The organism is Arenimonas sp., from assembly GCF_041919775.1.
GTDB lineage: Bacteria > Pseudomonadota > Gammaproteobacteria > Xanthomonadales > Xanthomonadaceae > Arenimonas.
The window spans coordinates 1-20,100 of the sequence record NZ_JAYRTE010000024.1 but is presented as its reverse complement, the minus strand read 5'-3'; the positions used below and the strand labels follow the sequence as shown (position 1 = coordinate 20,100).

Sequence of the window (20,100 nt, the reverse complement as noted above, 5' to 3'; positions counted from 1 at the left end):
GAATCTCTTCTTTGCCGAAGGCAAAGTCAAAAAGATTCGCGCCTGAAGGCGCTCCTACACAGTTTCCGGTCAGGCCGGCCGGGGTTTGCGGAACGGCGGCGCGGACAGCGCCATTTCGGCCATCGAGTGGGCCAGCTCCTTTTCGGCCAGCACCGCGCCGTCGGCGCCGTGTTTGAGCAGGTGCCTGACCTCGCCATCGCTGTGGGCGCGGGCGAGGATGGTCATGCCGGGGTTGAGCGCGCGCAGTCGGGCCACGACTTCCCCGGCCTCCAGCGCCTGCGGGATGGCCAGCACCACCAGGGTCGCCTTCTCTGGCGCCGCTTCATCAAGAACCCTGTTGTTGGCGGCATTGCCCCGGATGGCGGCAAAACCATCGTCGCGGGCCTGTTGCACCAGGTCGGCGTCGTCGTCGATCACCACCAGCGGCACGTCGCGCTCGCGCAGCAGCTTGGCGATTTCGCTGCCGACGCGGCCGAACCCGATCAGGATGGCGTGCTCGCCTTCCGGCATCGGCGGGCCGACCCAGCGGGGCGCCGCGGGCTGCGGCGCGGCATCGGCCGTCGCTTTCGCGCGCCGGGCCTGCCAGACATCCAGCCAGCCGAAGATCAGCGGGTTGGCGATGATCGAAAGCAGTGCGCCGGCCAGCACCAGGTCGCGGCCCTCTTCGGGCAGGATGCCCAGCGACACGCCCAGCGCCGCCAGGATGAAGGAGAACTCGCCGATCTGGGCCAGGCTGGCGGAAATCGTCAGCGCGGTGTCGCTCGGGTGCTTGAAGGCGCGCACGATCAGGTAGGCCGCCGCGGACTTGCCGACCACGATGATCAGGAAAGTCGCCACCACCGGGATCGGCTGTTCGACCAGGATCATCGGGTCGAACAGCATGCCCACCGCGACGAAGAACAGCACCGCGAACGCATCGCGTAGCGGCAGCGAGTCCGACGCCGCCTTGTGGCTCAGGTCGCCGTTGAGCAGCATGCCGGCGAAGAATGCACCCAGTGCGAAGGACACACCGAACAGCTTCGCCGAGCCGAAGGCCACGCCCAGCGCGATCGCCAGCACCGACAGCGTGAACAGCTCGCGCGAGCCAAAGCCCGCGACCCTTTCCAGCATCCACGGGATCGCATGTTTGCCCACCAGCATCATCACCGCCACGAAGGCGCTGACCTTCAGGAAGGTCCAGCCCAGCGAACCCAGGATCGAGCCCGCGCCGGCCCGCTCGCCGTCGCCCGCGCCCATCGCTTCGGCCAGCGCCGGCAGCAGCACCAGCGCCGCGACCATCACCAGGTCCTCGACGATCAGCCAGCCGACGGCGATCTTGCCGCGCCGGGTTTCCAGCAGGCGCCGGTCTTCCATCGCCCGCAGCAGCACCACGGTGCTGGCCACCGACAGCGCCAGGCCGAAGACGATGCCGTGCAGCGTGGGCCAGCCCAGGAACCAGGCCAGGCCCCAGCCCAGCACCGTGGCCACGCTGATCTGCACGATCGCGCCGGGGATGGCGATGGACTTCACTTCAAGCAGGTCTTCGACCGAGAAGTGCAGGCCGACCCCGAACATCAGCAGGATCACGCCGATTTCCGACAGCTCGATCGCCAGCTCGGGGTCGGCCACGAAGCCCGGGGTGAACGGCCCCACCAGGATACCGGCCACCAGGTAGCCCACTATCGGCGACAGCTTCAGGCGGTGCGCCAGGGTGCCCAGCACGAAGGCCAGCACCAGGCCCATGGCCAGCAGGGCGATCAGGGGCGTGTCGTGGGGCATGCGGGGTCCTCTCCGGGGGGGCTGATAGACTACCCGACCTTTCATTCAGCGCCCGTCATGATCGCCTTCCGCAATTTCGCCCTGCGCCGCGGGGAACGCCTGCTGCTCTCGCAGGTCGACCTGGCCCTGCACGCCGGCTGGCGGGTGGGCGTGATCGGCCGCAATGGCTGCGGCAAGTCGAGCCTTTTCGCCGCGGTGCTGGGCGAAGTCGAGGCCGACCAGGGCGACATCGACCTGCCCGGAAAGGTGCGCATCGCCTGGGTCGCGCAGGAAACCCCGTCGCTGCCGGACCCGGCCATCGACTACGTGCTTTCCGGCGACACCGAGGTGCACGCGGTGCTGCAGGCCGAAGCCGCCGCCACCGAAGCCGAGGACTGGGACGCGGTGGCCGAAGCCCACCAGAAGCTGGCCGAGATCAACGGCTACGATGCCACCGCGCGGGCCGGCCGCCTCCTGCACGGCCTGGGCTTCCCGCCGGAAACCCACGGCAAGCCGGTCTCGGATTTTTCCGGCGGCTGGCGCGTGCGCCTGAACCTGGCCCGGGCGCTGATGATGCCCTCGGACCTGCTGCTGCTCGACGAACCCACCAACCACCTCGACCTCGACGCCGTGCTGTGGCTCGAACAGTGGTTGCTCAAGTACCCGGGCACGCTGCTGATGATCTCGCACGACCGCGAGTTCCTCGACGGCCTGAGCACGCACACCCTGCACCTGCACGAAGGCCGGGCCAAGCTCTACGTCGGCGACTACACCAGCTTCGAACGCCAGCGCGCCGAACACCTGCGCCAGCAGCAGATCGCGCACGACAAGGAGCAGGTCGAACGCGCCCACCTGCAGAGCTTCATCGACCGCTTCAAGGCCAAGGCCAGCAAGGCCAAACAGGCCCAGAGCCGCATGAAGCGCCTGGCCAAGCTGCAGGGCACCGAGGCCGTGCGCGCCGAGCGCGCCTTCCGCATCGCCTTCGCCGAACCGGCGCGGTTGCCGCATTCGCTGATCCGCATCAACCACGGCGACGCAGGCTACCCCGCGGCACCCGTTGTAGGAGCGCCTTCAGGCGCGAATCTTCTGGCTTCGCCTCCGGCGAAGGACAGCTTCGCGCCTGAAGGCGCTCCTACCCTCCCTCCCACGAGGATCCTTGCCGACGTCGGCTTCGGCCTCGAAGCCGGCGACCGCGTCGGCCTGCTCGGCCCCAACGGCGCCGGCAAGTCGACGCTGGTGAAAACCCTGGTCGGCGAACTGCCGCTGCTGGCCGGCGAGCGCGTGGCGCACCCGGACATGCGCATCGGCTACTTCGCCCAGCACACCGTCGAAAGCCTGCACGAAGGCCAGAGCCCGCTCTGGCACCTCAAGCAGATCGCGCCGGACGCCGGCGAACAGCAGCTGCGCAATTTCCTGGGTCGCTGGAATTTCGTCGGCGACCGCGCCTTCGAAAGCGTCGATGGTTTTTCCGGCGGCGAACGCGCGCGCCTGGCGCTGGCGATGATCGCCTACCGCGAACCCAACGTGCTGCTGCTCGACGAACCCACCAACCACCTCGATCTCGACATGCGCGAGGCGCTGGCCGAAGCGCTGGCCGACTTCCCCGGCGCCATCGTGCTGGTCTCCCACGACCGCCACCTGATCGGCCTCGTCTGCGAAACCTTCTGGCGCGTCGCCGACGGCCACGTCGAGGAATTCAACGGCGACCTGGACGAATACGCCGCCTGGCTGCGCTCGCGCGGCAACGAACCCAAGGCGCCGAAGGCTGCCGCCGCGCCGCCGCCGAAGCCGGAAAAGCCCGCCAGGCCGGTGCGCAGCAAGCACGAACAGGACACCGCCGCGCGTCGCGCCCGTCAGCTGGAAGAAAAGGTCGCGCAACTGGCCGCGCAGCTCGCCCAGGTCGAAGCTCAGCTCGCCGACCCGGCGATCTACGGCAACGACGGCGGCTCCGAAGTCGGCCAGCTGACCCAGCGCCAGCAAAAGCTCGCCGCCGAGAAGGACGCGCTGGAAGCCGAGTGGCTGGCCCAACTCGAGATCGCCGAGCCCTGAGCGCTGCCCTCGTAGGAGCGCCTTCAGGCGCGAATCCCTTCTTTGCCAAAGGCAAAGTCAGAAGATTCGCGCCTGAAGGCGCTCCTACGATTCGGGTTCAGGCTCCGACCGCCGCCAGGAAATCCTTGCCCCAGCGGTCCACGTCGTGGTTTTCGACGATGCCGTAAAGCTGGCGCAGCCGCCCTTCGGCCTCGTCCGGGTCCATGGCCAGCGCCTGGCCCAGGGCCGCGCTCAGGTCGGCCGGGTCGTGCGGGTTGGTCAGCACCGCGCCCTTCATCTCGGCGGCGGCGCCGGCGAATTCCGACAGCACCAGCACGCCCCTGCCACCCTCGATGCCCTGGGTCGCGACGAACTCCTTGGCCACCAGGTTCAGGCCGTCGCGCAGCGGGGTGATCCACATCACGTCCGCGGCGGCGTAGTGCGCGACCACGTCCTCGAAGGGCAGGCCGCGGGCGAAGAAGCGCACCGGCGTCCAGTCAAGGCGCGAGTGCTTGCCGTTGATGCGGCCCACCGCCTGCTCGATCTGGGTCTGCAGCTTCTGGTAGATGGTCATTTCCCTGGCCGCCGGCACGCAGATCATCAGCAGCGTGACCTTGCCGGCCAGCTGCGGCTGGGCCTCGAGCAGGCGTTCGAAGGCGTTCAATTTCTCCAGGGTGCCCTTGGTGTAGTCCAGGCGTTCGATCGAGAGCACCAGCTTGCGCGGGCTGATCTCGCGGCGCAGTTTTTCCAGCGTCGCGCGGGTGCCGCGCTGGGCCAGCGCATCGCGGATGCGGGCGAGGTCGGTGCCCACGGGATGCGCGCCCAGGCCCACTTCGCGGTCGCCCACGCGCATGCGCGTGACCATCGACTCCAGGCCCACCGCGCAGCCGTAGGTGAGGAAGCGCGGCGCGCAGCCTTCGCGTTCCAGGACTTCCACGGGCATCGCGCCGCGCACCACGTCGACGAAGTTCTCGACCTGGCGCGGGATGTGGAAACCGATGTAGTCGCAGCTGAGCAGGCTGCCCAGGATCTCGCGGCGCCAGGGCACCACGTTGAAGATGTCGGCCGAAGGGAAGTAGGTGTGGTGGAAGAAGGCGATCTTCAGGTCCGGGCGCAGCTCGCGCAGGCGCGCCGGCACCATCCACAGGTTGTAGTCGTGCAGCCAGACGGTCGCGCCGGGCGCGGCTTCCGCGGCGGCGGCTTCGGCGAACTTGCGGTTGACCTTCAGGAATACCTTCCAGTCGTCCTCGCGAAAGCGCGCGCGCTCCCAGAAGGTGTGCAGCATCGGCCAGAAGGCTTCCTTCGAGAATCGCTTGTAGAACGCATCCACCTCGGACTTGGCCAGCGGCACGCGCGCGGCCGTCAGCTTCGGGTAACGGTCGGCGTCCACCGGCGTGCGCGCCTCGAAACCCGGGCGTTTGGCGTCGTCGAGCGTCCATGCCACCCAGGACCCGGACTGTCCGCCGGCGAAGAAACTCAGCAGGCTCGGGATGATGCCGTTCGGCGAGGCGTGGCGCTTTTGCACGCGCTTGCCGTCTTCGACCGATTCGTCGAAGGGCAGGCGATGGTAGACCATCACCAGGTCGGACTTGCCGTCGCCGGGACTGGCGGGTTTGTCGATGTAGGGGTCGTTCGCCGGCAGGAAGCCGAAATGCGCGATCGCCTCGAGGATGCCGCCGCAGCCGGCGTCGTCCGCGTGCAGCACGCGTTCGTGGCGCTGCGTGGATTCCAGCAGCGCGGGTTCGGAGCGGCCCACGCACACGCCCTTGAAGCCGGCATCGAACATCGACAGGTCGTTGAGCGTGTCGCCGGCGACCAGGATGCGGTCGCGGCCGATGTCCAGCTGCTCGGCCAGCGCGAGCAGGGTGCGGCCCTTGTCGGTGCGCGGCGGCAGGATGTCGAGGTAGCGGTCGGCGGAATAGAGCACGTCGCAGCCCAGTCCGCCGGCAACGGCCTCGATGTCGTTGCGATGGCGCGCCAGCACGTCGGGTTCGCAGAAGTAGGAACAGCGGCGTTCCTGGGGCACGTCCTGGCGCTGCAGGGCCGGGAAGCGGCGCATCGCCGCAGCGACCGCATGTTCGCCGGGCCAGCGCGCGTCGATGTCCGACTGCAGCGGCTGCAGGGGCTGCAGCGTGCGGCCGCAGGCAACGGTCGCGCCGACGTCGCAGACCAGGTAGTCCGGGCGCGGCAACGAAGGATCCGACAGCAGGGGAATGACCGCCTCGAGGCTGCGTCCGGTCACCCAGACCAGGCGGATGCCCGGATGCTGGTCGACCAGGCGGTAGAGGCGCTGGCGGTGGCCGGCGTCGCCGGCGAGGAAGGTGCCATCCAGGTCGGTGGCCAGCACCAGGGCGGGGGATTCAATGGGGGAATTCAAAGGTTCGCCTTTCTGGTTGCTCAATGGGTTTCCTTGTGGGTTGAAGCCAGGTCGGCTTCGGTCTGGGTTTCAGGCAGCAGCTCCAGCGCCGCCGGCGTCGTGCGCAGCATGGGGTGGAAGGGCGCCGGGTGGGCGCGGCCGCGGCGCGCGGCCAGGCGCAGCAGCAGGAAGGCCGCCAGCGCCGCCAGCACCGCCGCGAAGTAGGCGGGCAGGGCGCCGGGCCCGAAGCGGCCCATCAGCTCGCCGGCGACCGCCGGGCCCAGGGCGGCGCCGATGCCGTGCACCAGCAGCAGGCTCGAACAGCCCGACAGCAGGTCTTCCGGCGGCAGCGTGTCGAGCATGTGCGCCACGCTCATCGGGTAGATCGAAAACGCCAGGCCGCCGAACGCGAAGAACAGCGCATACACCGGCCACGGACCCCAGTCGCCGGCGAAGAGCGCCAGCACCGACACGCCGGCAGCCGCCAGGCAGGCCAGGGCCAGGCCGATGCGCCGGTCCACCCGGTCCGACAGCCGGCCCAGGGGCCACTGCAGCAGCGCGCCGCCGAGAATGGTGGCGACCATGAAGTGCGATACGCCGTCACGGTCGAAACCCAGCTGGCCGGCATACACCGGGCCCAGGCCCCAGAAGGCGCCCATCGCCAGGCCGGAAATGCCCGCCGCCAGCGTCGCCGCCGGCGCGGTGGCGTAGAGCCGGCGCAGCCCCAGCCGGGCATTGGCCGGGACGCTGGGTTGGGCCAGGCGCGTCAGCGTCACCGGCAGCGCCGAGGCGCAGATCAGGATCGCGACCAGGCTGAAAAGCAGGAAGCCGCCGTCCGTGCCCAGGCCCAGCAGCAGCTGGCCCACGGCCAGGGCGCCCAGGTTCACCGCCATGTACACGGTGAAGATGCGCCCGCGCAGGGCCGGGTCGGGCTCGGCGTTGAGCCAGCTCTCGATCACCGTGTACAGGCCGACGAGGGCGACACCGGTGGCCAGCCGCAGGCCGAACCAGGCGACGGGGTTCACGAAGATGGGATGCATCAGCACCGCGATCGCCGCCAGCCCGGTGAAGAAGGCAAAGGTGCGCACGTGGCCGATGCGCCGCACGAGCGGCGGCGCCAGGAAGGTGCCGGCGAAAAAACCCGCGAAGTAGCCCGACATCACCAGGCCCAGGGTGCTCTCGTCGAAGCCTTCGAGCGCGCCGCGCACCGCCAGCAGGGTGCCCAGCAGGCCGCTGCCGGCCAGCAGCAGCGCCACGCCCGCCAGCAAGGCGGCCAGCGGCAGGACCGCGCGGATCATTCGAACTCCCGAAGCAAACCAGCGGACGAGTCTAACATATTGATATGAATGGGAAAAAACGTCGGCCTGTGCTGGCTTTCGGTTTCCCGCCGCGGCGCGAGGCTTGAATCCGGCGGCCATCCCCCCACTAATGCGCGGTCCCCACCCTGCTACCACGGAATCTTCCATGCCCATCTACGCCTTCGAATGCAGCGCCTGCGGCCACGCCTTCGACCGGCTGCAGAAGCTGTCCGACCCCGATCCCACCGACTGCCCCGAGTGCGGCCAGGCGCAGGTGCGCCGGCAGCTGACCGCGCCCAGCTTCCGGCTGGCGGGCAGCGGCTGGTACGAAACCGACTTCAAGAAGGACGGCGACAAGAAGCGCAACCTCGCCGACGGCGGCGACAAGCCGGCCGCCAAGCCCGAGGCCAAGGCCGAAGCGAAGCCCGAGTCCAAACCCGCGTCGGCCAAGCCGGACGCCAAGCCCGCCGCCTGAACCCTTGCCGGGTTTCGGGGGCGCGGGGTAGGGTCGGCGCATGAAAACCCAGACCCCGCTGCTGCTTTGCTCCTTCGTCCTGCTTGCCGGCTGCGCCGGCGAACCCCAGGCGCCCGCCGCTCCCGCCTCGTCGCCGGCCGCGGACGCGTCGGCTTCCGCCCCGAATGCCCCGGCGCCTGCCGACGCCTTCCTGGCCCGGCTGGCGCAACACTGCGGCGAAGCCTTCGCCGGCCGCATCGTCACCGACGAGCCGCCGCCCCAGGGCGAGGATCCGTTCGCCGGCAAGCCGCTGGTGATGCACGTGCGCGAGTGTTCGGAGGGCGAACTGAAAGTGCCCTTCCACGTCGGTGACGACCACTCCCGTACCTGGGTGATCACCCGCACCGACACCGGCCTGCGCCTCAAGCACGACCACCGCCACGCCGACGGCAGCCCGGACCCGGTGACGATGTACGGCGGCGACACCGACGGCCCGGGCACCGCGGTGCGCCAGAGTTTCCCGGTGGACGCCGAGTCGGTGGCCCTGTTCGGCCGCGAGGGCCTGAAGGCCTCGATCCAGAACACCTGGGCGATGGAAGTCGAGCCCGGCCAGCGTTTCCTCTACGAACTCTCCCGCCCGGGCGGTCGCCTATTCCAGGTTGAATTCGACCTCAGCCAGCCGGTCGAGGCGCCCCCGGCGCCCTGGGGCCACGAATAACCCGCTGTGGGGGGGCGCTCAGCGGGCGGCGAAGCGTGCCCGGCAGCCGTTGTCCACCCAGACCTGGCCGCGGCGGTAGCCCCAGTCGCGGCCTTCGTCGCAGCGGGCCTTTGACAGCCGCTGGACCAGCACCGGTTCGCCGTAGCGGGCGTTCCAGGCGCAGGTGGAATAGCGCTCCTGCAGGCTGGAGCAGGTGATGCTGTAGTCACCGCCCTGGCCACCGGGGCGGCCGTCTTCGGCGAAGCGGCCGCGGCAGCCGTTGTCCACCCAGACCAGGCCGCGGCGGCTGCCCCAGTTGCGGTTTTCGATGCAGCGGGTCTTGGAGATGTTCTCGACCAGCCGGGCGCGGCCGCGGAAGGGCGTGGCGCACTGGGCGTAGCGATCCTTGATGCTCGAGCACACCACCGAACGCGCCTGCCAGTCCGAAGGCGGGCCCCAGCCGCCCTGGCCGGGCCGGTTGCCGCCCAGGGACCGGGCGATGTCGGCCCGGATCCGGCTGAAGGTCCAGCCCGACCGGATCTGGTCGAGGTAGAAATCGAGCTGGTCGTCGGGCAGGCGGCGGCCGCCGGACTGTTCGTAGTACTCGGTTTCCAGCACGCGGACCTGGTCGGCGACGCGCAGCTGGCGCAGGTCTTCCGGCGCATAGGCGCGGGCGCCGGCCTGGGAGCGCTGGGCGGAGGCCGGGGTGGGCAGCGACAGGGTGGCGGCCGACACGGCCAGGACCAGGACGAGCATCGCGCGTTTCATGGGCCGCTCCGGATAGGGGATGTGACGGCAAATATAGACCCAATCCGGGGCGGATCCCTGATTGAGTCCGGCTTTCCCGGGCTGTACAGTATTCTGTACATACTTGGAGGCAGCCATGGATACACTGACCTACACCGCCGCGCGGGCTGCGCTGGCCGACACCATGGACCGCGTGGTCAGGGACCATGAGCCGGTCATCATCACCCGCAGTGGCCAGCAGTCGGTGGTCATGCTGTCGCTCGACGACTACAAGGCCATGGAGGAAACCGCCTACCTGCTGCGCAGTCCGAAAAACGCCCGGCGCCTGCTTGAGTCGATCGGGCAGCTCGAGGCCGGGCAGGGCAAGGCGCGGGACCTGGTGGAGTGATCCTGCAGTTCTCGGACAACGCTTGGCAGGATTACCTGCACTGGCAGCAGACTGACGCGAAAATCCTCAGGCGCATCAACGAGCTGGTCAAGGCGATCGGGCGCGACCCGTTCCGTGGCATCGGCAAGCCCGAACCCCTGCGCCATGCCCTGGCGGGCTACTGGTCCCGGCGCATCAACGACGAACACCGGCTGGTCTACAAGGTCCAGGGCGACGTCCTGATGATCGCCGCCGCCCGCTACCACTACTGAGCCCTGTGGCGGCCCGGGCGCAGCTGCGCTGATTTGCCCGGGGGCCGCCCAGGACCTACCATTACGGGCTTTTCCGGCGGCGGATTCCCGCCCCCGCAGCCTGATTTCCGGAGCCAGCATGCGCAGCCATTTCTGCGGCCTCGTGGACGAGTCCATGATCGGCCAGACCGTCACCCTTTGCGGCTGGGCCGACGTCGCCCGCGACCTGGGCGGCGTGTGTTTCATCGACCTGCGCGACCATGAAGGCATCGTCCAGGTCGTGGCCGAACCCTCCGACAACGAAGGCAATGCCGCGGTGGTGAAAGCCGCCGCCGCCGTCGGCTACGAGGACTGCCTGCGCATCACCGGCACCGTGCGCGCCCGCCATTCGGTCAACGACCGCATCCGCACCGGCAAGGTCGAAGTCGTGGCCACCGCCATCGAAGTGCTGAACAAGGCCGAGCCGCTGCCCTTCCACGCGCACGAGAACGCCGGCGAGGACATCCGCCTCAAGTACCGCTACCTCGACCTGCGCCGCCCGGAAATGCAGAAGATGATGCGCACCCGCATCCGCCTGGTGCAGGCGCTGCGCCGCTGGCTGGACGCGCGGGGTTTCCAGGACATCGAAACGCCCATCCTCACCAAGGCCACGCCCGAGGGCGCGCGTGACTTCCTGGTGCCGGCGCGCATGCATGCGGGCGAGTTCTACGCGCTGCCGCAGTCGCCGCAGCTGTTCAAGCAGATCCTGATGGTGGCCGGCTTCGACCGTTACTACCAGATCGCCCGCTGCTTCCGCGACGAAGCCCTGCGCGCCGACCGCCAGCTCGAGTTCACCCAGCTCGACATGGAGTTCGCCTGGGTGTCCGAGCGCGACGTGCAGGACGCGGTAGAAGGCATGATCCGCGAAGTCTTCAAGGAAGTGATCGACGTCGAACTCGACGCCGAGTTCCCGCGCCTGACCTGGGCCGAAGCCATGCGTCGCTTCGGCTCCGACAAGCCCGACCTGCGCATCGGGCTGGAACTGGTCGACGTGGCCGAGCTGGTGAAGGACTGCGGCTTCAAGGTCTTCGCCGATGCCGCCAACGAGGACGGCGGCCGCGTCGCCGCGCTGCGTATCCCCGGCGGCGCCACGCTCAGCCGCAAGCAGATCGACGAATACGCCGCCCACGCCGCGAAGTACGGCGCCAAGGGCCTGGCCTACGCGAAGTTGGACGAAGCGGGCGCGGTGAACTCGCCGATCGCCAAGTTCTTCGACGAAGCCGCCTTCACCGCGCTGCTGCAGGCCACCGGTGCCCAGGCCGGCGACATGGTGTTCTTCGGCGCCGGCGTCTACAACAAGGTCTGCGACTTCATGGGCGCGGTGCGCCTGAAGGCCGGCAAGGACTTCGGCCTGGTGCAGCACGCCTGGAAGCCGCTGTGGGTCACCGATTTCCCGATGTTCGAGTGGGACGAGGAAGAAAGCCGATACGTCGCGCTGCACCACCCGTTCACCGCGCCGGCCATCGACGACATCGCCGAGCTCAAGGCCAATGCGCGCATCGCCGTTTCCCGCGGCTACGACATGGTGCTCAACGGCAACGAGATCGGCGGCGGTTCCATCCGTATCCATCGCCCCGACATGCAGAGCGCGGTGTTCGACCTGCTCGGCATCGGCGCGGAGGAGGCCGAGGCCAAGTTCGGCTTCCTGCTCGATGCGCTGCGCTACGGCGCGCCGCCGCACGGCGGCATCGCGTTTGGCATCGACCGCATCGCCGCGCTGATGGCCGGCACCGAGTCGATCCGCGACGTCATCGCCTTCCCCAAGACCACCACGGCCCAGTGCCTGATGACCGGCGCGCCGTCGCCGGTGCCCGAGGTGCAGCTGGCGGAAGTGCACGTGCGCGCGGTGCCCAAGGCTCCGGCCGTCAAGGAGTAAGGTCCTGGCGACCGCGGCCGCCACCGGCGAGCGGGTCATCCTGCTCCACGGCGTGTGGATGCGCGGGCTGACGCTGTGGCCGCTGGCCCGGCGCCTTCGGGCGTTCGGCTACCGCGCCGAGGTTTTCGACTACGCCAGCCTGCTGCATGGCCCGGCGCCCAGCGTCGACAAGCTCGCCCGGCGGCTGCAGGTCCTGGCCGACGGGCCGGTGCACCTGGTCGGCCACAGCCTCGGCGGCCTTGTCGCCCTGGAAACCGTCGCCAGTTATGCCGGCCTGCCGCCGGGTCGGGTGCTGTGCCTGGGTTCGCCGCTGGCCGGCTCCAGCGCCGCGCGCGGGCTGGCCCGCCACCACCTCGGTTTCTGGCTCGGACGCAGCGGCACCCTGCTGCGCAGCGGCCTGCATGCCCTGCCCGAAGGCCGGCAGGTCGGCGTGATCGCCGGCAGCAGGCCGATGGGCCTGGGCAGGTATTTCGGCGAGTTCGACGGCCCCAGCGACGGCACCGTGGCGGTGTGGGAAACCCGGCTGCCCGGCCTGGCCGACCACCGCGTGCTGCCCGACAGCCACACCGGCCTGCTGATCGACCCGCGCGTGGGCGACCTGGCGGCGGGATTCCTGCGCGACGGGCGTTTCCCGACCTGACGTCCGCTGTGCCCCGGGGCACGGCCGTATAATCACCGCTTCGCCACAGCACAAAGAGTCGGGTTCATGGGCAGATTGATGGCCATCGAAGGGCGCAAGAACGCCCAGGACGCCAAGCGCGGCAAGGTCTTCACCAAGGTCATCCGCGAAATCTCCACCGCCGCGCGCCTGGGCGGCGGCGACCCGAAGGCCAATCCGCGACTGCGCGTCGCCGTGGACAAGGCGCTGGCGGTGAACATGACCCGCGACGTCATCGAGCGTGCGATCAAGAAGGCCACCGGGGAACTCGAGGGCGTGAGCTACGAGGAAATCCGCTACGAGGGTTATGCGCCCGGCGGCGTCGCGGTCATCGTCGACTGCCTCACCGACAACAAGGTGCGCACCGTCGCCGACGTGCGCCACGCCTTCAACAAGTGCGGTGGCAACCTGGGCACCGACGGCTCGGTGGCCTTCATGTTCCGCAAGCTCGGCGTGCTCAGCTTCGGGCCCGAAAGCAGCGAGGACGCGATCACCGAAGCCGCGATCGAAGCCGGCGCCGACGACGTCGCCAGTTATCCGGAAGATGGCGTGATCGAGGTGCTGACCTCGCCGGAAGCCTTCGAGGAAGTGAAGGCGGCGATGGCCGCGGCCGGGCACGTGCCGCTGGATTCGCAGGTGACGATGCGCGCGGAGAACGACAGCAAGGTCGAGGGGGAAGTCGCGCTGCAGGTCAAGAAGATGCTCGACATGCTCGAGGACCTGGACGACGTGCAGGACGTCTACCACAACGCCGACCTGGGCGACGCCGCCTGGACGTGACCCGCATCCTCGGCATCGACCCGGGCTCGCAGCGCACGGGCATCGGCCTGGTGGACGTGGATGCGTCGGGCAAGAGCAGCTACGTGCACTGCCAGGCGCTTAACCTGCTGCAGGACACCGACGACTTCCCGGCGCGGCTGGGCAAGCTGGTGTTCGACCTCGAGGACATCCTGGCCGAGTGGAAGCCGGCGGTGGTGGCGATCGAATCGGTGTTCATGGCCAAGTCGGCCACCTCGGCGTTGAAGCTGGGCCACGCCCGCGGCGCGGCCATCGCCACCGTCGTGCGCCATGGCCTGCCGGTGCACGAATACGCGCCGCGGCTGATCAAACAATCGCTGGTCGGCACCGGCGCGGCGGACAAGGACCAGGTGCAGCACATGGTGCGCCTGCTGCTTTCCCTGCCGGAAAAAAAGCTGCAGGCCGACGCCGCCGACGCGCTGGCGGTGGCCCTGACCCACGCACATACCAGCGCCACGGCGGGCCGCACCGGCCTGGCCGCGGCGCTGATGAGGAGACGCCGATGATCGGTCGCCTGAAGGGCATCCTGGTGTACAAGTCGCCGCCGCAGCTGATGGTGGACGTCAACGGCGTCGGCTACGAACTCTCGGCGCCGATGAGCACCTTCTACGACCTGCCGGACGTCGGCCGCGAAGTCACGCTGTCCACGCACTACGCGGTGAAGGAAGACGGCGTCGCGCTGTACGGCTTCCTCACCGAAGCCGAGCGCCGCCTGTTCCGCGAAGTGCAGAAGGTCACCGGCGTCGGCGCCAAGATCGCGCTGGCGGTACTGTCGGGCGCCAGCGTCGACGACTTCGCGCGGCTGGTGCAGTCCGGCGACATCACCGCGCTGACCCGTATCCCCGGCATCGGCAAGAAAACCGCCGAACGCATGGTGGTCGAGCTGCGCGACCGCGCGGCCGACTTCGCCGGCGGCGGCGCGGTGCTGGCGGGGCAGGGCGGGGCGATCCCGGCCGACCCGGCCTCCGAAGCTTCCGTGGCCCTGCAGCAGCTGGGCTACAAACCCGCCGAGGTCCAGCGCATGCTCAAGCAGGCCGAACCCGGCGACAGCGCCGAAGACATCATCCGCAAGGCCCTGCGCTCGGTCCTGCGAGGCTGAAAACCGGGGTCAGAGTCGAATTTCCTTGCGCCTTGCTCGAGCCCTGGGAGGACTGCGGGGGAAATTCGACTCTGACCCCGGTTTTCCCGGTTCCCTGCCCTAATCGGCGTCCATGGAAGACACCCCCGTCATCGCCCCCGCCGCCACCCGCGAAGATGACCTCGCCGAGGCCAGCATCCGGCCCAAGCGGCTGGACGACTACCTGGGCCAGCAGCCGGTGCGCGAACAGCTCAAGATCGCCATCGAGGCCGCCAAGGGCCGCTCCGAGGCCATGGACCACGTGCTCATCTTCGGGCCGCCGGGCCTGGGCAAGACCACGCTCAGCCACGTCATCGCCAACGAACTGGGCGTCAACCTGCGACAGACTTCGGGCCCGGTGATCGAACGCGCCGGCGACCTGGCCGCGCTGCTGACCAACCTGCAGCCGCACGACGTGCTGTTCGTCGACGAGATCCACCGTCTCTCGCCCGTGGTCGAGGAAGTCCTGTACCCGGCGATGGAGGACTTCCAGATCGACATCATGATCGGCGAGGGCCCCGCGGCTCGCTCGATCAAGCTCGACCTGCCGCCCTTCACGCTGATCGGCGCCACCACCCGCGCCGGCCTGCTGACCGCGCCGCTGCGCGACCGCTTCGGCATCGTCCAGCGCCTCGAGTTCTACAGCCCCGAGGAGCTGACCCGCATCGTCCGCCGCAGCGCCCAGATCCTGGGCATCGAATGCGCGGCCGACGGCGCCGGCGAGATCGCCCGCCGCAGCCGCGGCACCCCGCGCATCGCCAACCGCCTGCTGCGCCGCGTGCGCGACTTCGCCCAGGTCCGCGCCGGCGGCGTCATCACCCGCCCGGTGGCCGACGAGGCCATGGCCATGCTCAAGATCGACGGCGAAGGCTTCGACCAGCTCGACCGGCGCATGCTGCAGATGATCATCGACAACTTCGACGGCGGCCCGGTCGGCGTCGAGTCGCTGGCGGCGGCGCTGAGCGAAGAGCGCGGCACCCTCGAGGACGTCATCGAGCCCTACCTGATCCAGCAGGGTTACCTGGTGCGTTCGGCCCGCGGCCGCATGGCGACCCACAAGGCGTATACCCACCTGGGGCTGAAGTCCCCCCGCAAGGCCCCGGCGCCCGACGACCTGTTCGAACAGCCATGAATCCGGCGTTCAGCTTCCCGATAAGGGTTTATTGGGAGGATACGGACGCTGGCGGGGTGGTGTACCACGCCAGCTATGTCCGGTTCCTCGAGCGCGCCCGCACCGAATGGCTGCGCGCGATGGGGCTGGGCCAGCAGCAGCTCAAGGCCGAAGAGGACCTGGTGCTGGTGATCCGCGGCATGAACCTCGATTTCCACAAACCGGCGCGCCTGGACGATGAACTGCAGGCCAGCGTCGAACTGCTCGAACGCCGGCGTGCCAGCCTGCTGTTCGCGCAGCAGATTACCCGGGGCGACCAGGTCCTGGTCGGCGCGACGGTCCGCGCCGCCTGCCTGGTGGCTTCAAGTTTCAAACCGCGCGCGCTGCCCGAGTGGCTGTTCGCGCAAAACCCCTGATCCGGAGTCCACCCGATGTCGCCAGCCACCGCCCTGATCCTCGCCGCCGCCCCGGTGACCGAGCTGCCCGTGGAGGCCGTGCCGGCCGCCACCGAGGCCGCCGCCGCCAGTTCCGGGGCCGGGCTGAGCTACCTGCAGCTGATGCTGCACGCCAGCCTGCCGGTGCAGCTGATCGTGCTGCTGCTGTTGCTGGGCTCGGTGCTGAGCTGGGTCATCATCTTCCGCAAGAACCGCGTGTATTCGCAGGCCATGGACGAAGCCGACGAGTTCGAATCGCGGTTCTGGTCGGGCGTCGACCTGACCCAGCTCTACCGCAGCGCCACCGACCGCAACCGGGTGGTTTCTGGCCTGGAAGCGATCTTCGAAGCCGGCTTCCGCGAATTCGCCCGCCTGCGCCAGAAGAAGGGCCTGGACGGCCGCACCCAGCTCGAGGGCGCCCAGCGCGCGATGCGGGCCACGTTTGCTCGCGAAGTCGACCGCCTCGAACACAACCTCGAACTGCTGGCCAACATCGGCTCGACCGCGCCCTACGTCGGCCTGGTCGGCACCGTGTTCGGCATCATGGTCACGATGCACGGCCTGTCCACCGAGCAGAGCGCCTCCATCGCCGCCGTCGCGCCGGGCATTTCCGAGGCCCTGTTCGCCACCGCCATCGGCCTGTTCGTGGCGATCCCGGCGGTCTGGGCCTACAACCGCTTCGCGACCCGCGTCGAACGCCTGAGCGTGCGCTACGAATCCTTCGCCGAGGAATTTTCCTCGATCCTGCAGCGACAGACCCACATCGAGGAATGAGCGGGGCAACCCCGTTTTCCCCGGTCCCCCGTTAGGTACTGACGCCATGTCCGCCACCATCACCCGCCGCCACAAGCGCAAGCTCAAGGCCGACATCAACGTCGTGCCCTACATCGACGTCATGCTGGTGCTGCTGATCATCTTCATGGTCACCGCGCCGCTGCTCAGCCTGGGCGTCGACGTCGAGCTGCCGCAGGCGCAGGCCAAGCCGATCGAGCAGCAGAAGGAGCCGGTGGTGGTCACCGTCGACGCCAGCGGCGCCTATTCGCTCAAGCTCGAATCGGCCGACGCCGAGCCCATCGACGCCGCCACGCTGCAGGCCAAGCTGCGCGCCTTCGTCGCCCAGAACCCCGACGTGCCGGTGTTCGTCGCCGGCGCCCGCGACGCCGAATACGCCCTGGTCTTCGACACCATGGTGCTGCTGCAGCAGGCCGGCGTGCCGCGCGTGGGCCTGATGGGCCAGCCGCCGGAACGTGATGCACGCTGAGGCCATGCCCCTTCGCGATACCCGGGACGAGAACCTGGGCGGGCCGGTGCTTATGGCGCTGGCCCTGCACCTGGGCGTGGCCCTGTTGCTGCTGGTGGGCGGCTGGCTGCAGCGCCCGCCGGAAGTCGTGTCGGTCGCCGGCCCGGTGCTCGATGCGACCCTGGTCATTTCCACGGCCGACATCAGCGCCGCCGAGCAGACCGCCGAAGCAGCGCCCAAGCCGGCCCCGCGCGCCGAGCTCGAACAGGCCCCGCCGCCGCAGCCGCTGCCGGTGCCGAGCCCGCAGGACGCCCCGATCGAAACCCAGCCGGCGCCGCAGGCCCCGATTCCCAAGCCCGACACCACCGAGCAGGAAGCCGTCGCCCGCCTGGCCCTGGAACAGGAACAGGCCCGCGAGCGCGAGGAGCAGGAGGCCCGTCGCCGCCAGGAACAGATCGACCTGACCGAACGCCAGCGCCAGGAAGAAGTCGAGGAGCGCCAGCGCCAGCGCCGCCAGCAGCTCGAGGCCCTGCGCGCCGAGCGCGAGGCCGCCGAGCGCCGCACCCGGCTCGAGGAACAGCGCCTGCGCCAGCTGGCCGACCGCGAGTCCCAGCCCACGCCCGCGCCGCGCCCGACGCCGGCGCCGGCCCAGGTCAGCGGCGGCAACAACGGCACCGACACCGACCTCAAGGCCCGCTACGCGCTGGCCATGCTGCAGACCGCGCAGCAGAACTGGAACCGGGTCCTGGCCCCCGAGCGCACCCGCTGTCAGGTGCGCTTCACCCAAATACCCGGCGGAGAGGTTATTGATGTTGCATTCCTGAGCTGTCCCTTCGACGCCCAGGGCCGGGAATCGGTGGAACGCGCCCTGCGCCGCTCGCCGATGCCCTACGAAGAGTTCAAATCCGTGTTCGAACGACAAGTCACCCTGACGTTCTGCTACCCCGAAGAGGCCTGCCGATGATGCGTTTCCTTACTTTCCTGGCGCTCGCGCTGCTGCTTCCCTTCGGCCAGGCCCGGGCCCAGGGCCTGGACATCGGCGTGGTCACCGGCAACGAAGCCGCCCTGCCGATCGCCGTCGTGCCGATGCCCTACCTGGGCACCTCGGTGGCGCCGGACACCGACATCGCCGCGGTCATCCGCGCCGACCTCAACCGCTCGGGCCAGTTCCGCGCGCTGGCCGAGCAGGACGTGATCGAAAAGCCCCTGCGCGGCTCCGAGATCAAGTTCCCGACCTGGCGCGTGCTGCGCCAGGACTTCGTGGTGGTCGGCCGGGTGCTCGACAACCCGGATGGCGGCTACCGCGTCGAATACGAACTGTGGGACGTGGCCAAGCAGGAGCGCCTGCTGGGCCTGGCCGTCGGCGGCCGCGCCCGCGGCATGCGCGACGTCGCGCACCAGATCGCCGACCAGATCTACGAAAAGGTCCTCGGCGTTCGCGGTGCCTTCTGGACCCGCATCGCCTACGTCACCGCCAACGGCGTCGGCAACAACATCCAGTACTCGCTGATGATCGCCGACTCCGACGGCTTCAACCCGCAGACCGTGGTGCGCTCGCGCGAGCCGCTGCTGTCGCCGGCCTGGAGCCCGGACGGCCGCAAGCTGGCCTACGTCAGCTTCGAGCGCGGCAACTCGACCATCTACATCCAGGAAATCGCCACCGGCGCCCGTGAGGTGGTCGCCAGCTTCAAGGGCATCAACGGCGCGCCTTCGTTCTCCCCGGACGGCCGTCGCCTGGCCCTGACCCTGTCGCGCTCGGGCAACCCCGAGATCTACGTGATGGACCTGGCCAGCAAGAACCTCACCCAGGTCACCCGCCACTGGGGCATCGACACCGAGGCCGTGTGGACCGCCGACGGCCAGTCCCTGGTCTTCACCTCGGACCGCGCCGGCAAGCCCCAGCTCTACCAGGTGCCCGCCGGCGGCGGCGACGCCAGCCGCCTGAGCTTCCAGGGCGATTCCAATGCCAAGGCCAGTATTTCCTTTGACGGCAAGAAGATAGCTATGGCACAGGGCAATGGAAACGTTTATCGTATTGCCGTTCTTGACCGCAGCTTCGGCGGCGCGGGGCGCTGGCAGACCTTGTCGCCGGGCAACCTCGACGAGTCCCCCAGCTTTGCACCCAACGCCAGCATGTTGCTGTACGCCACGAAGGAAGGATCGCGTGGCGTGCTGTACGCCGTTTCGGCGGACGGCCGGGTGAGGCAGCGATTGGTTTTGGCCGATGGTGACGTCCGGGAGCCCGCCTGGTCACCCTACCGGCAGAGGTAAACGCAGGACGGGCCCTTCCAAATAAAAGCACCACCACTGCATCCGAGAACCCAAAGAGGCTTTGCCATGAATAACACTACCCGCGTGCTGCTCGCTGCGTCGATCTGCGTCGCCCTCGCCGCCTGCTCCAAGAAGGTCAAGGAAGAAGCGCCGGCGCCGGTTGACACCACCCCGGCCACCACGGCTCCGGTTTCCGACGGCCGCTACACCCCGGCCGACCTGGACACCGACTCCTGCCTGCGCCAGCGTACCGTTTACTTCGACTTCGACCAGGACACCCTGCGTCCGGAATTCCAGGCCATCATGGCCTGCCACGCCAAGTACCTGAACGACCGCGCCGAAGCCCGCGTCACGCTGGAAGGCAACGCCGACGAGCGCGGCACCCGCGAGTACAACCTGGGCCTGGGCGAGCGCCGCGGCAATGCCGTCTCCGGCGCCCTGCAGGGTGCGGGTGGTTCGGCCGGCCAGATCACCGTCGTTTCCTACGGTGAAGAGCGTCCGACCTGCACCTCGTCGGACGAGTCCTGCTGGCAGCAGAACCGTCGCGTCGAAATCGTCTACACCGCGAAGTAAGCGATGGGACGCCAGCACATTGTCTGCGTGCTGACCGTGGTGGCCGCC

20 protein-coding genes and 2 pseudogenes are annotated in these 20,100 nt (G+C 69.2%); 18 read left to right on the top strand and 4 right to left on the bottom strand.

Features of this window, described 5'->3' with window-relative positions:
- Positions 1-69 precede the first annotated feature (69 nt).
- Positions 70-1,758, bottom strand: coding sequence for a YbaL family putative K(+) efflux transporter (gene ybaL, locus ACE3TE_RS11500; RefSeq protein WP_374605100.1), 1,689 nt, complete (start codon positions 1,756-1,758; stop codon positions 70-72).
- Positions 1,759-1,815: 57 nt separating this feature from the next.
- On the opposite strand from ybaL, the pseudogene ACE3TE_RS11495 reads away from it, so the two are divergent.
- Positions 1,816-2,791: pseudogene (locus ACE3TE_RS11495) on the top strand (ABC-F family ATP-binding cassette domain-containing protein); the annotation flags it as partial.
- 98 nt (positions 2,792-2,889) lie between these two features.
- A pseudogene (locus ACE3TE_RS11490) lies at positions 2,890-3,786 on the top strand (ATP-binding cassette domain-containing protein); the annotation flags it as partial.
- Between the two features lie 97 nt (positions 3,787-3,883).
- Here ACE3TE_RS11490 and ggpS read toward each other — a convergent pair.
- Together ggpS and ACE3TE_RS11480 are read right to left on the bottom strand one after the other, a co-directional pair.
- The gene (gene ggpS / locus ACE3TE_RS11485) at positions 3,884-6,166 is read right to left on the bottom strand and encodes a glucosylglycerol-phosphate synthase (protein ID WP_374605098.1); all 2,283 of its coding nucleotides are present in this window, start codon (positions 6,164-6,166) and stop codon (positions 3,884-3,886) included.
- A complete protein-coding gene (locus ACE3TE_RS11480; RefSeq protein ID WP_374605096.1) occupies positions 6,163-7,419 on the bottom strand; it encodes an MFS transporter in 1,257 nt (418 codons plus the stop codon). The genes ggpS and ACE3TE_RS11480 overlap by 4 nt, the downstream gene beginning before the upstream one ends.
- A gap of 166 nt (positions 7,420-7,585) precedes the next feature.
- On the opposite strand from ACE3TE_RS11480, the gene ACE3TE_RS11475 reads away from it, so the two are divergent.
- Both ACE3TE_RS11475 and ACE3TE_RS11470 read left to right on the top strand, forming a co-directional pair.
- On the top strand, positions 7,586-7,894 hold the full coding sequence (locus ACE3TE_RS11475; protein WP_374605094.1) for an FmdB family zinc ribbon protein: 309 nt from the start codon (positions 7,586-7,588) through the stop codon (positions 7,892-7,894).
- Positions 7,895-7,934: 40 nt separating this feature from the next.
- Entirely contained in the window at positions 7,935-8,591 is a 657-nt protein-coding gene (locus ACE3TE_RS11470; protein ID WP_374605092.1) for a hypothetical protein, read from the top strand.
- Positions 8,592-8,609: 18 nt separating this feature from the next.
- On the opposite strand, the gene ACE3TE_RS11465 is transcribed toward ACE3TE_RS11470, so the two are convergent.
- On the bottom strand, positions 8,610-9,338 hold the full coding sequence (locus tag ACE3TE_RS11465) for a DUF3011 domain-containing protein (RefSeq protein WP_374605090.1): 729 nt from the start codon (positions 9,336-9,338) through the stop codon (positions 8,610-8,612).
- Positions 9,339-9,453: 115 nt separating this feature from the next.
- Here ACE3TE_RS11465 and ACE3TE_RS11460 point away from each other — a divergent pair, with 115 nt between their 5' ends.
- The 14 genes from ACE3TE_RS11460 (at position 9,454) to pal (ending at position 20,052) form a co-directional block, all read left to right on the top strand.
- Positions 9,454-9,705 carry a type II toxin-antitoxin system Phd/YefM family antitoxin gene (locus tag ACE3TE_RS11460; protein WP_374605088.1) on the top strand — a complete coding sequence of 84 codons (252 nt, stop codon included), beginning with the start codon at positions 9,454-9,456 and terminating at the stop codon, positions 9,703-9,705.
- Positions 9,702-9,956, top strand: a complete 255-nt coding sequence (locus ACE3TE_RS11455) for a Txe/YoeB family addiction module toxin (protein ID WP_374605086.1) — start codon at positions 9,702-9,704, stop codon at positions 9,954-9,956. The genes ACE3TE_RS11460 and ACE3TE_RS11455 overlap by 4 nt, the downstream gene beginning before the upstream one ends.
- 118 nt (positions 9,957-10,074) lie before the next feature.
- On the top strand, positions 10,075-11,850 hold the full coding sequence (gene aspS, locus ACE3TE_RS11450) for an aspartate--tRNA ligase (RefSeq protein WP_374605084.1): 1,776 nt from the start codon (positions 10,075-10,077) through the stop codon (positions 11,848-11,850).
- 4 nt (positions 11,851-11,854) lie between these two features.
- Positions 11,855-12,490, top strand: coding sequence for a lipase family alpha/beta hydrolase (locus ACE3TE_RS11445; RefSeq protein ID WP_374605117.1), 636 nt, complete (start codon positions 11,855-11,857; stop codon positions 12,488-12,490).
- Positions 12,491-12,556: 66 nt separating this feature from the next.
- The gene (locus ACE3TE_RS11440; RefSeq protein WP_374605082.1) at positions 12,557-13,288 is read left to right on the top strand and encodes a YebC/PmpR family DNA-binding transcriptional regulator; all 732 of its coding nucleotides are present in this window, start codon (positions 12,557-12,559) and stop codon (positions 13,286-13,288) included.
- A complete protein-coding gene (gene ruvC / locus ACE3TE_RS11435) occupies positions 13,285-13,812 on the top strand; it encodes a crossover junction endodeoxyribonuclease RuvC (protein WP_374605081.1) in 528 nt (175 codons plus the stop codon). The genes ACE3TE_RS11440 and ruvC overlap by 4 nt, the downstream gene beginning before the upstream one ends.
- Positions 13,809-14,405 (top strand): Holliday junction branch migration protein RuvA, encoded by a 597-nt coding sequence (gene ruvA / locus ACE3TE_RS11430; RefSeq protein ID WP_374605079.1) that lies wholly within the window; start codon positions 13,809-13,811, stop codon positions 14,403-14,405. Before ruvC ends, ruvA begins: the two co-directional genes overlap by 4 nt.
- 112 nt (positions 14,406-14,517) lie before the next feature.
- Complete coding sequence (gene ruvB / locus ACE3TE_RS11425) at positions 14,518-15,555, top strand: Holliday junction branch migration DNA helicase RuvB (RefSeq protein ID WP_374605077.1); 1,038 nt, start codon at positions 14,518-14,520, stop codon at positions 15,553-15,555.
- On the top strand, positions 15,552-15,950 hold the full coding sequence (gene ybgC, locus ACE3TE_RS11420) for a tol-pal system-associated acyl-CoA thioesterase (protein WP_374605075.1): 399 nt from the start codon (positions 15,552-15,554) through the stop codon (positions 15,948-15,950). The genes ruvB and ybgC overlap by 4 nt, the downstream gene beginning before the upstream one ends.
- Positions 15,951-16,091: 141 nt before the next feature.
- On the top strand, positions 16,092-16,742 hold the full coding sequence (gene tolQ, locus ACE3TE_RS11415) for a protein TolQ (protein WP_374605115.1): 651 nt from the start codon (positions 16,092-16,094) through the stop codon (positions 16,740-16,742).
- A gap of 46 nt (positions 16,743-16,788) precedes the next feature.
- On the top strand, positions 16,789-17,229 hold the full coding sequence (gene tolR, locus ACE3TE_RS11410; RefSeq protein WP_374605073.1) for a protein TolR: 441 nt from the start codon (positions 16,789-16,791) through the stop codon (positions 17,227-17,229).
- Between the two features lie 4 nt (positions 17,230-17,233).
- A complete protein-coding gene (locus tag ACE3TE_RS11405) occupies positions 17,234-18,172 on the top strand; it encodes a protein TolA (RefSeq protein ID WP_374605072.1) in 939 nt (312 codons plus the stop codon).
- Positions 18,169-19,479: a Tol-Pal system beta propeller repeat protein TolB gene (gene tolB, locus ACE3TE_RS11400; protein WP_374605070.1), complete on the top strand. Its 1,311-nt coding sequence runs from the start codon at positions 18,169-18,171 to the stop codon at positions 19,477-19,479. Before ACE3TE_RS11405 ends, tolB begins: the two co-directional genes overlap by 4 nt.
- Before the next feature lie 66 nt (positions 19,480-19,545).
- On the top strand, positions 19,546-20,052 hold the full coding sequence (gene pal / locus ACE3TE_RS11395; RefSeq protein WP_374605069.1) for a peptidoglycan-associated lipoprotein Pal: 507 nt from the start codon (positions 19,546-19,548) through the stop codon (positions 20,050-20,052).
- Positions 20,053-20,100 lie beyond the last annotated feature (48 nt).